The organism is Bacillus sp. F19, assembly GCA_023823795.1.
Taxonomy (GTDB): domain Bacteria; phylum Bacillota; class Bacilli; order Bacillales; family Bacillaceae; genus Bacillus_P.
Window position 1 is genome coordinate 3,951,595 of sequence record CP085710.1, and the last position, 14,926, is coordinate 3,966,520.

At 40.2% G+C, this 14,926-nt stretch carries 14 protein-coding genes; 2 read left to right on the forward strand and 12 right to left on the reverse strand.

Annotation, left to right across the window (positions count from 1 at the left end; all coding sequences use genetic code 11):
* Nucleotides 1–123: 123 nt before the first annotated feature.
* From tpx to sppA, 5 genes are all read right to left on the reverse strand, one after another.
* Nucleotides 124–624: a thiol peroxidase gene (tpx, locus tag LIT25_20335; protein ID USK32907.1), complete on the reverse strand. Its 501-nt coding sequence runs from the start codon at nt 622–624 to the stop codon at nt 124–126.
* 185 nt (nt 625–809) lie between these two features.
* A complete protein-coding gene (ytfJ, locus tag LIT25_20340) occupies nt 810–1,295 on the reverse strand; it encodes a GerW family sporulation protein (GenBank protein ID USK32908.1) in 486 nt (161 codons plus the stop codon).
* A gap of 15 nt (nt 1,296–1,310) precedes the next feature.
* Nucleotides 1,311–2,012: a DUF2953 domain-containing protein gene (locus LIT25_20345; GenBank protein USK32909.1), complete on the reverse strand. Its 702-nt coding sequence runs from the start codon at nt 2,010–2,012 to the stop codon at nt 1,311–1,313.
* Nucleotides 2,013–2,069: 57 nt separating this feature from the next.
* Nucleotides 2,070–2,585 (reverse strand): RDD family protein, encoded by a 516-nt coding sequence (locus LIT25_20350; protein ID USK32910.1) that lies wholly within the window; start codon nt 2,583–2,585, stop codon nt 2,070–2,072.
* A 15-nt stretch (nt 2,586–2,600) separates the two neighbouring features.
* The gene (gene sppA / locus LIT25_20355) at nt 2,601–3,605 is read right to left on the reverse strand and encodes a signal peptide peptidase SppA (protein USK32911.1); all 1,005 of its coding nucleotides are present in this window, start codon (nt 3,603–3,605) and stop codon (nt 2,601–2,603) included.
* Nucleotides 3,606–3,850: 245 nt separating this feature from the next.
* On the opposite strand from sppA, the gene LIT25_20360 reads away from it, so the two are divergent.
* Entirely contained in the window at nt 3,851–4,654 is an 804-nt protein-coding gene (locus LIT25_20360) for an NAD kinase (GenBank protein ID USK32912.1), read from the forward strand.
* A gap of 448 nt (nt 4,655–5,102) precedes the next feature.
* Here the strand turns inward: LIT25_20360 and LIT25_20365 are convergent, their stop codons facing one another.
* From LIT25_20365 to LIT25_20390, 6 genes are all read right to left on the reverse strand, one after another.
* Nucleotides 5,103–6,689, reverse strand: a complete 1,587-nt coding sequence (locus LIT25_20365; protein ID USK32913.1) for an amidohydrolase — start codon at nt 6,687–6,689, stop codon at nt 5,103–5,105.
* A gap of 92 nt (nt 6,690–6,781) precedes the next feature.
* Nucleotides 6,782–8,359: an acyl--CoA ligase gene (locus LIT25_20370; protein USK32914.1), complete on the reverse strand. Its 1,578-nt coding sequence runs from the start codon at nt 8,357–8,359 to the stop codon at nt 6,782–6,784.
* A gap of 149 nt (nt 8,360–8,508) precedes the next feature.
* Nucleotides 8,509–8,646 carry a hypothetical protein gene (locus tag LIT25_20375; protein ID USK32915.1) on the reverse strand — a complete coding sequence of 46 codons (138 nt, stop codon included), beginning with the start codon at nt 8,644–8,646 and terminating at the stop codon, nt 8,509–8,511.
* 106 nt (nt 8,647–8,752) lie between these two features.
* Nucleotides 8,753–8,956 (reverse strand): alpha/beta-type small acid-soluble spore protein, encoded by a 204-nt coding sequence (locus LIT25_20380; protein USK32916.1) that lies wholly within the window; start codon nt 8,954–8,956, stop codon nt 8,753–8,755.
* An 88-nt stretch (nt 8,957–9,044) separates the two neighbouring features.
* The gene (thiI, locus tag LIT25_20385) at nt 9,045–10,244 is read right to left on the reverse strand and encodes a tRNA 4-thiouridine(8) synthase ThiI (GenBank protein ID USK32917.1); all 1,200 of its coding nucleotides are present in this window, start codon (nt 10,242–10,244) and stop codon (nt 9,045–9,047) included.
* A 4-nt stretch (nt 10,245–10,248) separates the two neighbouring features.
* Nucleotides 10,249–11,388, reverse strand: coding sequence for a cysteine desulfurase (locus LIT25_20390; GenBank protein ID USK32918.1), 1,140 nt, complete (start codon nt 11,386–11,388; stop codon nt 10,249–10,251).
* A 261-nt stretch (nt 11,389–11,649) separates the two neighbouring features.
* On the opposite strand from LIT25_20390, the gene brnQ reads away from it, so the two are divergent.
* Nucleotides 11,650–13,008 carry a branched-chain amino acid transport system II carrier protein gene (brnQ, locus tag LIT25_20395; protein USK32919.1) on the forward strand — a complete coding sequence of 453 codons (1,359 nt, stop codon included), beginning with the start codon at nt 11,650–11,652 and terminating at the stop codon, nt 13,006–13,008.
* Between the two features lie 45 nt (nt 13,009–13,053).
* Here the strand turns inward: brnQ and ezrA are convergent, their stop codons facing one another.
* Nucleotides 13,054–14,757 (reverse strand): septation ring formation regulator EzrA, encoded by a 1,704-nt coding sequence (gene ezrA, locus LIT25_20400; GenBank protein ID USK32920.1) that lies wholly within the window; start codon nt 14,755–14,757, stop codon nt 13,054–13,056.
* Between the last annotated feature and the right edge of the window lie 169 nt (nt 14,758–14,926).

Genomic DNA, 14,926 nt, shown 5'->3' on the forward strand with positions numbered 1-14,926 from the left:
TATTCGTATCCCCCATTCTACTGATCGGCATTATATATTTCAAGCCGCAAACCCCAAGTCCTGCTTTTTTGCATATAAAAAGAACCTCAGTGCCCCGGGGCCGTGAGGTTCTTTTGGCAATTATCAGTTTGCAGCTTTAGCAGCCTCAATTGCAGCATCGTAATTAGGGTGATCTGTTGCTTCACTTACGTATTCAACGTATGTCACTTTATCATTGCTGTCAACAACAAATACAGCACGGGCCAGCAGTCTTAATTCCTGGATATGTACACCGTACGCTTCGCCAAAAGAAAGATCGCGGTGATCAGAAACCGTTTGGACATTTTCAATGCCGTTAGCTGCACACCAGCGCTTTTGTGCAAAAGGAAGGTCTACACTGACAGTTAATACTTTTAAGTTATCCAATTTAGCTGCTTCTTCATTGAAACGGCGTGTTTGTGCATCACATACACCCGTATCAATGGAAGGTACAACAGATAGAATACGGACTTGACCTTTAGAATCAGATAATGAAACTTCAGACATATCATTTGCAAGCACGGTGAAATTCGGAGCCGTGTCCCCAACCTTTACCTCATTGCCAATAAGCGTTACCGGATTTTGTTTAAATGTAATAGATGCCATAAAAAAACTCCTCCCCAATAAGTATGTACAGTGTTAATATAGCTTGATTAAAGCGAGTTTGCAATGTTTACGTCTATCTATTTACAAAATATTTAAATTATTATAAAGGAAATAAACCTTTTCTCAAACATGTGACGCGGATTTCATAAAAAAGTGCCAGTCAATTAACTGACAGGCACCTGTTATTAAATATCAAAATCTTCTTTTTGCTGCTGCTGATCCCCTGATTGATTCTGATCACTGCGATTTTTTTTGAAAATCCCCTGAATTTTCTCTACTGCCTGAGGAGCAGTATCCAGAATTTTTTCGTATAAATGCGTGCTTTCATCTAAATGCAGCATCTTTACGCCATTTGTGCCGACAATTAAAAAAGCAATCGGAGTGATGGAAACACCGCCGCCGCTTCCTCCGCCAAAAGGTAATTTCTGACCGCCCGCTGACCCGCCTGTTCCTGTTCCTGTTCCTGTTCCATTATGCTTTTTTTCCTCGCTGCCTGAGGCGTTAAATTCACTTCCCCCAGCTGCAAAACCAAAGCCAACCTTTGAAACTGTTAAAATGACGCTGCCATCAGGTGTTTCTACAGGATCACCAACGATCGTGTTCACATCAATCATTTGTTTCAGATTTTCCATAGCTGTTTTCATAAGTCCTTGAATCGGATGATCACTCATGATAAGTAGCCTCCTCTAAGCTGGTTTATTTTTCTTTTCTTTAGAAAGAAAAGAAAGTTGCTGATTAATAATGGTTGGACGTCCGCCTCTCCAATATTTGAGCAAGCGTAATCCCGCCACTATAGCATGCCCTGTTCGAAAGTGAAGCATACATGAAAGGATTGTTTTTGAACTCATTTGATAAAAATTCGGTTCGATAGATAAGATTGGCCGGCTTTTCAGCTTCATATAAGTACTAATAATCGCAACAGCAGCGCCTTTTAATGTCCAGCCGGGACCAATAAGCATCCCTGTAGTCGCAGCATCTCCGGTTCCTAACTGAGAGCGCCATTCAAATTTAACAATTTGCACATGCTGTAAAAATTTTCGAATAATAGCATGTAAATGAACAATATGCTCAGTCAGTTCTTTAAAATCTTTTATATTCGTCAAAATATCATCAGGAGAGATTTTCTCATCTATTCCTTTCTGCTTGCTCGCCTTACCCATTTTTTTCTCTTCCTTTAAAATGAGATTTGGGCCATTGGGATCTACTTTTATTAGAGGGATTTTGATGGTATACTTCAGCAGCCCGAATACGGCTTTCAGCTTGACTTTTATTTCATCATCGTCACCTACATGTTTTAAATCGAAAATAACCGTTATTTTCATAAAAGCAAGGAAAAGAAAGAACAAAAAAAGTGCACATGCAATAATCCAGATCCATAACACCTTCATTCACAACCTTTCAATCTTTCATTATCACCCTCCTAAAAAAAAATAAACCTGCAGCCATTATTCGGCAGCAGGTTCATGTTTTTTCATATAATCCGTTATAACAGCTGTATCTGCAAAGAGATCATGTACTCCCTGCTTTTTAGGCGTAAAGGCAGTGACGGCATATCCGATCCATGTGAATTTTGAAATAAAACGTCCGATCAGCTCTCTGAATAATATGGTACTCCACGACAGCTTTTCATGCTTAAGAGATATGACCTTAAGCCCAAATACCATTTTCCCCAATGTCTGACCCAAGTACTTTGTCATCAAGACAAAGTACAGGTAGAAAGAGACAGCCGTACAAATTTGGATGGGGGAGAAAATGAAGTTGTCTGATATCGGAAGCTCAAGCCAAGTAAACAACGGATGAAAGACGATGCGATTTACGCTTCCAATGACAATTAAATCAATTAAATATGCCCAAAACCGGAGCCAGAAGCCTGCGTAATGAACATTCATTACTGGATGGCTTTCTTCTATTCTCTGAAGAGGCTGCTCATGGTTATGTCCTTCTTCATACGTAGCATCCATTTGCAAATCCTCCTCTTATTCTGAATACAGGTACATCATCCGCGGTGAATTAGATTGTGAGAAAAAGTGGTATAATCCCATCAGCTCAAATTCCTCGCTGAACACTTTATTGGCGCCAAGTGCAAGCAATGAATCGAGGCCTGCACTTGTTTTATATTCAATAACGTGAGCGCCTTCTAACTTCAGATCTTTTTTCATACCTTTAAGTGCATCATCGGAAAAACCAAGTTCATCAATTAAGTTTAATTCCTTAGCCTGACGTCCATCATAAATTCGTCCATCAGCAAGTTTGCGCACTTCCCCTTCAGACAAACCGCGTCCGTCGGCGATCACATCAACAAAGCCCTGATATGCATTATCAACCATCGTCTGCAGAATTTCTCTGTCTTCTGGCGTCATTTCACGTGCAGGAGACATAATGTCTTTAAACTCTCCGCTTTTCACCGTTTCAAATTTCACGCCGTACTTCTCTGCAAGACCGCTGTAGTTAATACCCTGCATGATAACTCCTAATGAGCCTGTCATTGTATCAGGCGCCGCATAGATTTTATCAGCTGGAGCTGAGATATAATATCCTCCAGAAGCAGCAGTGGTACCCATAGAAACATAGATACTTTTCTTGTGTTTTTCTTTTGCATCGATTAAATGCTTATGTATTTCTGCACTTTCAACGACACCTCCACCAGGAGAATTCACTTTCAGCATAATGCCGCGAACACTTTTATCTTCCGCAGCAGCATCAATCATATCTAAAAATTGCTGATGCTGATAACCCGCCGTTTCAAAAAATGAAGTGACATTTTCGCCTGTATCCTGAATGACTCCGTTTACTTCAAGGACAACAATTTTTTTAGATTCATTTCCGGGTTCCAAAACCGTTTCTGTAAACTCTTCATTCGCAGTGAGGGCATTTGTAAAAGCATTGCTGTTTGCCAAAGCCATATTGGTTAAGCTGACTACTACTGAAATACCAAACAGGACAGCAGCAATGACAAGAGCCCCCCATCGTTTTCCATTCATGATGATTCCTCCCTGATTTTCGCAAGACTTAACTGTTTTCGCATTTTATTGTTGTTTTTTAAAATTTGTTCCCGTCTACGGACTTATCTTACGCACTTTAAACAACCAATTTTACGAAAAGAGATCATAAAAAAACGTGCAATTCTTTCAATATTTATGTTAGAAATGGTAAACTAAACACCATAAAGTATTGTAACACCATTTGCTAAGATTGTGTAACTTTTCCAACATTAAGGAGGACTAACATGACAGATAATCGCCGCAACGTTTATTTTTATTACAAAAAAGAGGACGAACTCGTACATAAAGTGAAAGGGCTTACCTCTCTTGCTGAAGAACAGGGTTTTAACGTTGTAACGGATTCAAAACAGGCAAATATAATCGTAAGCATAGGCGGTGACGGCACGTTTCTTCAGGCTGTAAGAAAAACGAATTTCAGAGATGACTGTCTGTATGTAGGTATGTCAGTTAAAGGAACGGTAAGCCTATACTGTGACTTTAAAATCGAAGAAACAGATAAAATCATTGAAGCAATGAAAGAAGCGCAAATCGAAGTAAGACGCTATCCGATTCTCGATGTTACAATTGACGGCCATACGACCTTTCAGTGTCTGAATGAATGCTCCATTCGCTCTGGCATTATCAAAACGTTTGTCATTGATGTTTTCATTGACGACCTTCATTTTGAAACATTCAGAGGAGACGGCATGATTATTTCCACGCCAACAGGAAGCACCGCCTACAATAAATCTGTACAGGGTGCTGTAGTGGATCCGCTCCTTCCATGTCTTCAAGTAAGTGAGCTTGCGTCACTTAATAACAATAAATACCGAACACTCGGATCTCCATTCATCTTAAGCGCAGACAGAAAATTGACTCTGAAAATTGTCCAGGATGGTAATGACCATCCCGTAATCGGCATGGATAATGACGCACTAAGCATCCGCCACGTCGAAAAAATTGAACTGTCACTAAGTCACTCAATAATTAAAACGGTAAAACTAAAAGATAATTCATTCTGGGAAAAAGTGAAGCGGACGTTTTTATAATCAGAAAAGCGGAACCGACTGTTTAGCCCCGACAAGCAGATAAGGATTCACCTGAAAAGTCCGGGTTTGATTTTTTCGGAGAATCTGTTCTGACCGAGGGGGCAGGAGGTGGAGCTGGACGCCACGAAAAATAAATGCGTCTGGTCAGTTAATAATCTGCATAAAACGGAGTCGGTCTGGCAAAAAAACATTAATCGCATCTGCTTATTTAGCGGAAATCCCAGTTTTATTAGCGGTAATTTGATTTTATTTGCGGATTTATTGAATTTTCTAGCAGACGATTTTTTTCCTTTCGCCTATATTATTAGGATCTAGCTAAATCCTAATTTCCCAGCCGAAATGACCTTTAATTAGCCAAGATTCAGTGATTCATTGGATCCGAAAATTGGCCAAATTAAGTAGCACTGAAAGCTGTTCCAGCAGTCAAAAAAAGAGAAAGACATGCAGCTTAATTTGCATGTCTTTCTCTTTTATATACAATGGTATTGTCTACAACCGTCATAACCACTTCTGTTTCGAGCAATGCGTCATCTTTAAAAATATCCCGGTTCAGCACAGTGAAGTCAGCTGAAAATCCCTTTGCAATACATCCACGGTCATTTTCGTGATGTATGGCATAAGCGCTGCCTTTTGTGTAAAGCTCTACCGCTTCATACACAGAAAGCTTCTCTTCAGGCATATATACTTGTTGATCGTAAATGCTTTCTCGCTTGACTGCAGAATAAATTCCGAGAAGAGGATCAATTGGCTCAATAGGGGCATCTGAACCTCCTGCACATTTCAATCCTTCTGATATCAGCGTTTTCCAAGCGTAGCAATCCTTCATTCTATCCTCACCAATTCTGTCAATCACCCATGGAAAATCACTTGAGACGAATCGAGGCTGAATATCCAATAGAATCGGCAGTTTTTTGGCTCTTTCAATTAAGTCTCTTCTTAAGATTTGGGCATGTATGAGCCGGTCATGCTGATTCTTTTTCACAGGAGGATATGCTTCAATGGCATCAAGAGCCTTTTCGAAAGCTAAATCGCCAATCGTATGAATAGCCGCTTCCATTTTGTAGTTTCTTGCTGTTTGAATCAGACGTTTCAGGTTTTCATCAGAATGAATGCTCACTCCGTTTGTTTCAGGATCATCGTAGTACGGACCGCTTAATAGAGCTGTTCGCCCTCCAAGAGCACCGTCTGCAAAGAGCTTCATTGCCCCAAATTCAATAAATGGCCCAAGATTTCTTTCCTTTTGCTTAAATTCATCTGCCACTAAATGATGGATAAGCAAATGAGCTCTGAATTTCTTTTTTTCATGATTCATGACTTCATCATACGCCATCAATGTATTTTCAAGGCTTCCATAATAGGCCAAATCCTCTGTATGTCCGCCTACAAGACCTTTTTTGTGGCAATCCTCTATCGATTTCATCAATGCTTCTTTTAAGTAAGCATCAGATACTTGAGGCTGCGCCTGAAAAACAAGTTCTTGAGCCTGATCAAGCAAGTAGCCTGTCGGATTTCCGTCAGGATCTTTTACGATAACTCCGCCTTCAGGGTCTGGGGTAGCAGGAGTTATTCCGGCAAGTTTCATTGCTTTGGTATTAACGATGACTGCATGATGGCAAATTCGTTTCAGCATCAAAGGGTGAGAGCAAGTTACTTCATCAAGCTCTCTGCGATGAATAATCTTTTTATCCTCAAACTGATTTTCATTCCACCCTTCACCAACAATCCACGTTCCCGGCTCAAGTCCTTCTGCCCTCTCGCGAAGACTCTGAATGACCTGATCAGATGAAGTCATGCCAGTAAAATCCAAGCGGATCAGTTTTTCACCATGACCCATTAAATGCATATGGCTGTCTGTAAATCCCGGAATCATGATGCTGCCTTCAAGATTTATTTCATCCGTGCACGGGTAATCAGTCCGGAGTTTTTCCTCATCCCCGGCAGCCACTACAAGGCCATTTTCAACATAGACCGCTTCAGCCGTATCGTTTTCTTCTATTAAAGTATAAATTGTTCCGCCAAACCAAAGCGTGCCCACGGTGACATTCCTCCAGCTTTCTTTTTCAATATATGTTATCACTCGGCGCATGGAAAAACCAGACAGTGTCATCCGTCTGGTTTATTTGCCTATTATGCTTCTGCAAGCTCCTTCTGCCTTAATTCAATTCTTCTGATTTTGCCGGAAGTCGTTTTAGGCAATTCAGAAACAAATTCAATTTTGCGTGGGTATTTATAAGGGGCTGTCAGCTCTTTCACATGATCCTGCAATACAGGTATAAGTTCCGGCGAGCTCTCATCCACATCATCCTGCAGGACAACATACGCTTTTACGATGCTCCCGCGAAGCTCATCCGGACTTGCGACAACAGCGCACTCTTTTACAAAAGGATGTTTGACGAGTGCGTCTTCAACCTCAAACGGCCCAATTGTATATCCTGAACTGATGATGATATCATCCCGTCTTCCCTCAAACCAGAAATAGCCGTCTTCATCTTTTCTTGCTCTATCCCCGGTAATATAAAAGCTGCCTCTAAATTGCATAGCCGTGCGCTCGGCGTCTTTATAATATTCTTTAAATAAAGCTGGTGTATCAACATGGACCGCAATATCGCCTACATCTCCAACTTTGCAGATGTTTCCTTCATCATCAATGATTTCGACCTTATTTCCAGGAGTAGGCTTGCCCATTGAGCCTGGCTTTACTTCCATGCCCTTCATCACACCGACAAGCAGGGTATTTTCCGTCTGTCCGTATCCATCACGCACTTCGATGTTAAAGTAATTTCTAAATGTATTAATAACTTCCCTGTTTAAAGGCTCACCAGCTGAAACAGCACTGTGCAGAGAAGGAAGAGAGTATTCTTTTAAATTGTCTACCTTAGCCATCAGACGATATTCAGTCGGTGTGCAGCATAATACGTTAACGTTATAATCCTGCAGCAGCTGAAGATATTTCTTAGGCTCAAACCGCCCATTATAGACAAGTCCTGTTGCACCTGATCCAAGCACCGATAAGAAGGGACTCCAGATCCATTTTTGCCAGCCCGGTCCTGCCGTTGCCCATACCACATCATTTTCTTCAATGCTCAGCCAATTCGCAGCTGCTGTTTTTAAATGAGCAAAAGCCCAGCCGTGTGTATGTACGACCCCTTTGGGATTGCCTGTGGTGCCTGACGTGTAGGATAAAAAGGCATGACTGTCCCTTTTGGTCTCAGCAAGCTTTAGCTCCCCTGATTCCTTCGCTGCTTCATCTTCAAGAGAGTACCAGCCTTCAGCTTTTCCTCCAATTGAAAATTTAAGAAGGGAATCAAATTCATTTATTCCTTTGCATTCCTCTGTGAAATCCGTATAAGAGATGATGGCTTTCACATCTCCGTGGGTCACACGATATTGAAGATCTTTAGTGCGCAGCATTTCCGAGCTTGGGATGACAACAAAGCCAGCCTTTAATGCCCCTAAGTACGCTGCATAGGCTTCAGGAAAACGGGGAATGATGACAAGAATTTTATCTCCCTGCATTAGACCTTTATTTAATAAAGCGCTTCCAATTCTGTTTGCTTTATCAAGAAGCTGTTCGTATGTAAGCTCTTCTTTATCGCCTTTTTCATTCTCCCACTTCAATGCGATCCGGTCTGCATCTTTTGCATGCTTTTCTACTTCTTCTACTAGGTTATAGTTTTCTGGCGCAATTAGCTCATCTCTCAGCATTGTGACCCCTCCTTTGTTATCTCACAGCAATTATACATAATATTTTAACATTTTTGAATATTATTGCAAGATATCTTATATTTTTATTGAAATCCTAGTTTCAACAGCTCCATAAAAAAAGCGCGGAAACATCATCCGCGCTCTCTAGCTCAGCTTTGCTCATTCGATTCAACTGCGTTTTTAGGTTCATTTCTTCTTTTTCGGCCTTGCTTTTTAGACTTCTGGAGTTTTTGGTCCTGCTCCTGTCCGCCATCAAATTCAATATTTGGACGATTATTCTTTGTCATGATGAAAAACCTCCTCTATTTAAAATGCTCCGCAAGCATAAAAAAAGCGAATAGAAAAGAGCGGGGTATGATCCCCACCCTTCGTAGCCATATCTATTTAGTTCAATTATTTTGAAAAACCACTCATGTTTTGTTGAGCGAAAGATACTAAACGTTTAGTGATCTCTCCACCTACAGAACCGTTAGCACGAGAAGTTGTTTCAGCTCCTAAGTTCACTCCGAACTCAGTTGCGATTTCGTATTTCATTTGGTCGATCGCTTGTTGTGCACCTGGTACTACTAATTGGTTTGAGCTATTGTTGTTTGCCATGTGTTTTCACCTCCTTGTGAGTATAGATTGTGTAAAAACACATGGCTTCATTCAAACTAATTTTGGTAATTGTTCACAATTTTCTTGACTAAAATAACCTTTTTAATTCTTTATCTTCAGCAGACGAAATGACGATTACATCCGTATCTTCAACAGCTTTATCAATCAGCGGTTCAAAATCCAGGAAACTTTCGAACCTTTGTGCTTTTTCAAGTTTTGGTTTTGTAGTTGGCGACGCCGGTGTAAAGATGGTGCAGCAGTCTTCGTAAGGCAAAATGGAGGTATCATGTGTTCCAATTTGCTTTGCTATAGTTATGATATCCGTTTTATCATAAGTAATCAGCGGACGGATAATCGGCGTGCTCGTCACCTCATTTATAGCAAACATGCTTTCTAACGTTTGGCTTGCAACTTGTCCAAGGCTTTCTCCGGTAATTATAGCTAACCCGCCCTGTTTTTCGCGGATTCTGTCAGCTATTTTAAGCATCATCCGCCGTGTAGATGTCATGTTATAGCTTTCAGGCACTTGCTTTTGTATCGTTTCCTGTATTTCAGTAAACGGCACAATATAAAGCTTGATTTTCCCGCTAAAAGATGTAAGCTTTCTTGCCAGGTCAATCACCTTTTGCTTGGCACGTTCACTCGTATATGGAGGACTGAAGAAGTGAACCGCTTCAACATCCATACCGCGTTTCATTGCAAAGAAGCCTGCAACGGGACTGTCAATCCCTCCTGAGAGCATTAATACCGCTTTTCCGCTTGCCCCTGCAGGGAGACCGCCCGCTCCCTGATAATCTTTACAGGTCAAATAGGCAGCTTCCTCACGGACTTCAACTCTTAAATCAATATCAGGCTCATGCACATCCACTGTTAAGCCTTCCGAATTTTGCAGAATGTGGCTGCCGATTGCGTGATTAATTTCATTTGTAAGAAGCGGAAATGATTTATCCGCTCTTTTTGCAGATATTTTAAAGGAATCTCCAGGTTTATATTGCTCAGACATCAGCTCAAGTGCTCCATTTTTAATAGCCTCAAGCTCATTTTTTGTTTTTAAAGCTAAACTAAAAGAATGTATGCCGAAAACATTTTTCAGTTTTTCAAGAATCGGTTCGTGATTTTCACCGTGAAGCCTGATATACATACGGTCCCTGTTGCTGCTGTAGCCTAAGGCCGGAAACTCATGCAATACCAGTTTTATATTTTCTTTTAATTGATCGATAAACCGTTTTCGATTTTTTCCTTTTGTAGAAATTTCTCCATATCGAATTAAAATATGATCATAATTCATCTTACTACCTCGTTAATTTCGTTAATTTTTCAAGAGATTTCATAAGTGCATCCATAAATTCTTCCAGCTCTTCATTTGTATTTTCATAAGAAAGACTGATTCGGATCGAACTTGATGCGACAGCTTCTCCTTTTCCCATAGCGAGCAGTACTGTGCTGCTTTTTTTCCTTTTCGACGAACATGCAGAGGTTGTCGAGACAAAGATTCCGGATTGTTCAAGCATATGTAAAAGCACTTCTGCCTGAATACCTGGTGCAGAAAAATTAATAATATGGGGTGCAGACTTATTCGCAGATGTATTTACGGCAATACCTTCTATTTTATTTAATTTTTGGATCAGAATCGTTTTCATCGTTTGCAAATTCTCTATACATTTTTCATTTTTTTCCATGGACATTCTTAATGCTTTTGCCATTGATACCGCAAGTGCGATGCTCTCCGTGCCTGAACGGGCCTGCTTCTCCTGTGCCCCTCCCGACAAAAGGGGCTCGAATTTCATTCCTTTTCGGGCATACAAAACTCCGCAGCCATTAAGTGCATGAAATTTGTGGCCTGATATGGTACATAAATCAATCCCTTTAAGTGAAAGAGGAACTTTAGCCGCTCCCTGTACATGATCAACGTGAAAATAAATGTCCGGAAAATCATGCAGCAGCACGCTGATTTCTTCTATTGGCTGAATCGATCCTGTTTCATTATTTACATGCATGATTGATACTAAAATGGTTTCTTTTCTGATGTTTTTCTTAATATCTTCTACTTCAACAATTCCTTCTTCATTTACAGGCAGATACGTTACGTCAAAGTCAAATAGCTTTTGCAGCTGTCTGCAGCTTTCAATGACAGAAGGGTGTTCAATTTGTGTGGTGATAATATGGTTCCCTTTCTTTTTTAAAGAAAGTGCCGTCCCTTTTATAGCTAAATTATTTCCTTCAGTGCCCCCGGATGTAAAAATAATCTCTTGTTCATCTGCTCCTAAAAGACCAGCCATTTGTTTTCTTGCCTGTGCTAATAGATTTTCTGCTTCTGCACCGAGACCGTGCAGCGAGGAAGGATTGGCAAAATAACGGGTTGCAACATGTGCAAAAGCATGCAATACTTCTTCATATGGTTTTGTGGTTGCACTATTATCAAGATAAATCAAAATATTCAATCCTCCAATACATTGAAAAACAAGGAGTCCTTTAGACTATATATTTAAATAAAAAAGTAATGGTGTACGAAACAAACAATCATAATAACATAAAACCGACAAATAAGAAATAAATGTTTTACTATTTGACATATTAAATTTTTTGAATATAATAAAAACTGATTAAATATTATTTTTCGACAAATTTTTCAGATTGTGTGGTAGGATGAAAACGTATACATTTCTAATACTCAGTCTTCAGGGGGATTTTTCATGTCAAAATCATTGCCATTAAAAGAAACTTTAACTATAGGACTTATGCTCTTTGCCCTATTTTTCGGAGCAGGTAATTTAATCTTTCCGCCCAGTTTGGGCCAGCAAGCTGGTGTAAACATGTGGGAAGCGATCATTGGTTTTCTGATTACTGGTGTTGGACTCCCGCTCCTTGGGGTTGTCGCGATTAGCATATCAGGCAATGATGTTCAATCTCTGGCAGGCAGGGTTCATCCCGTTTTCGGTTTAGTATTTACGTTTGTTTTATATCTAGCCATTGGTCCTGTCTTTGCCATTCCAAGAACAGGAACGGTCACATATGAAGTAGGTATATTACCTTTCTTGCCCGCTGCAGCAGCAGACAGCAGTTTGCCTTTGTTTATATTCACTATTATCTTTTTTGGAATTACGCTTTGGCTGTCACTCAATCCTGCGAAGATTGTAGATACAGTCGGGAAGCTGTTAACCCCAATCTTACTGATTGTACTTGCACTAATCTCAGTTAAGATGTTCATAACACCTATGGGAGAAATGCAGGCTCCTAAAGGAGAATATGCAGATGGTGCCTTTTTCAAAGGATTTTTAGAAGGATATTTGACAATGGATACTCTTGCAGCATTAGTTTTCAGTATTGTTGTCATAAATGCGGTTAAAGAACGAGGGATAACAGACCGCGCGGCCATTGCAAAAATCTGTATCAGATGCGGATTAATTGCAGCTGCTGGTCTTGCTGCTGTTTATATTTCCCTTGCGTATTTGGGGGCTACGAGCGTCAGCCAAATTGGTTATTTTGATAACGGCGGTGCTGTTTTGTCTGAATCAGTCTATATCCTATTTGGTTCACTGGGAAATGTGATCTTAAGCACCGCTATTACATTTGCTTGTCTGACAACAAGTATTGGCCTGGTTTCAGCGTGCGGCAAATACTTTTCAATGGTCTTTCCAAATGTTTCATATAAACTGATCATCACAGTTATTTGTTTATTCAGTACACTTGTAGCAAACGCGGGATTAACGAAGCTGATTGCTGTTTCTGTTCCCATTTTGATTGCTTTATATCCGGTTGCAATTGTTCTGATCATTCTTTCTTTTCTTCATAGATATTTTAAAGGTGCACCTGAAGTTTACATCGGCAGTTTAATCCTGACAACAGTCATCAGCATTGCTGATGGATTAAAAGCTGGAGGTCTGCTCCCAGGCGCAATTGACGAGTGGCTGAAATCCATCGTTCCGTTATTCGACTACGGCATTGGATTTTTAGTCCCTGCTATCATTGGCGGAGTGATTGGGTTAATCATCTCCTCCACCCGGACTAATCAGAAAAACGGTGCAGCCTTTGCAAGCTCGCGAAGAAAATAGAAATGGATAAAAAACCTCCCGTACCTATTGGTACGGGAGGTTTTTTTATGAGGATGGTTTTGTTTCTTCATCCAGAATGATCTGAAGCTTTGAAAGTGAACCTGGCTCAACTTGTTCGAGAGCTGCGGCTGCTTTTTCAAGCGACTTGCTGTATTCATATTTCCGGAAATGAAATTCCGCCTCTTTTAACTGATCAGCTACTGTTCCATTTCTTCTTCTGTATTTATTGCCATATTGAATAACTTTTTCAGCCAAATATACTTGTTCAATCATTTCATCCGCCTGTTTAGAGAAAGTATCAATGTTCTTTGCAGCCTCATCTAGCATTGAATTAACCACAATCATATCCAATGGAATCTCTTCAAGCTTGCGTGAAACATGAGAAATCGATTGCTTTGCTTCCTGAAGCAGCTGCGCAAGACTCTTAGGCAGTCCAGGCACATTGCTTTTCTGGATTTTTCTGCTGGAGTCGTGAAGCTGCTTTCTTGCATCTGCCAATGCTTGTCTTGCTTCCCATTCTTCCTTGCGGAGTGCCTGAAGCAGCTCACTGAAATCCTGATGCTCGGTTTTGACAGAAGCAATATGCTTCTCAAGTTCTTCAAGCTCTTCTTTTAAAATAGAATGGGCAAGCTGTTCTGTCTGCAGGTTATTTTGAATATGCGAGAACTGCTTATAGAGAGAATTAATCTGTTTTTCCAGTTTTCTTTGTTTATCCAAATCAACTTCAGAAATCTGGTAGCTCTGTCTAACAAGTTCTGCTTCTTCCTGCGTTTCTTCACGCTTAGTGAGAAGCTCTGAAATCTGCTGATCAATCTTGCTTGTTGCCGCTTGCACATAATGATGGGCAAGAACTTCTTTTTCCAGCAGATCATAGAATGTGTCAATTGCTTCCTGAATTTCTTCTAAGCTTTCTTTTACTTCAGCTGTATTTGTTTCAGCGAGGAGCTCCATATGCTCTTCAAGCTGCTTCGTCATTTTGAGAAGCTCTGTTTCAAACTGAATATGCTTTAAATGGAAGCCATTATCCAGCATTTCCTGATAGCCCTCAGCAAGCTCTGCAAGCTGATTCGGAATAACAGTGTGACACTCTGCCAAAAGTTTTGGTATGTCATCAACCTTAGAGAGCAAGATCAGAATTTCTTCTTTCTGAACGAGCAGAATCTCTCTTGCAGCCAAATAGTTGCCTCCCTCAGTTTCTGCTTCAAACTGTTTTAAAGCTTCAACGATCTCACCAAGCTTTGCATCAAGCTTTACATGAGCTTTGCCAAACGTATGGCTGTGTGCAAGAAGCTTCTTTTTTGCTTTTTTCACATTTGCCCTTACGTCCTCTATCTCTGTGCTGTTCTTTTCTTCGCTCGTAATCAGCTCATTGATCTCAGATATGATGATTTCAATTGATTCATCAACAAGCTTCAGTGTTTTTTCGATGTGTTCCAAAACCTTCTTGGATTTAGTAAAACGGTATTTATCAGCATAGTCCTCTGCATCAAACAGAAGCTCCTCCACTTCAGGAAGCTGGGCAGTAATAATCTCATCCCATTCCTTCCTCCACCGTTCAAATAATTCTTCGGCTTGCCCTGTCATTTTCAAATCTTTGACTTTTGAAAGTTCATCTACAATCGACCGGTTCATACTCTCAATCTTCAAGGCTTCTAAACGATCTACTTCTTTGTATATGTTTCTTCTGATAACGTAGCCGACACTAAATAAAGCCAGCATAATGACAATAAGTCCAATAACGACTTCCATAATGAGCCCCCTCGTTGTGTTCCAGCAAATCGTCATAACAAGGTATAATATTTTTATATGAATGTAAGTAACGATTGTCGAATTCTTATGTAAAGTGTATTTATTTGTGAATGATGTTATTTCATTGTATTTATGATACCATGTAAACGACAATTTTTGACCGATAATT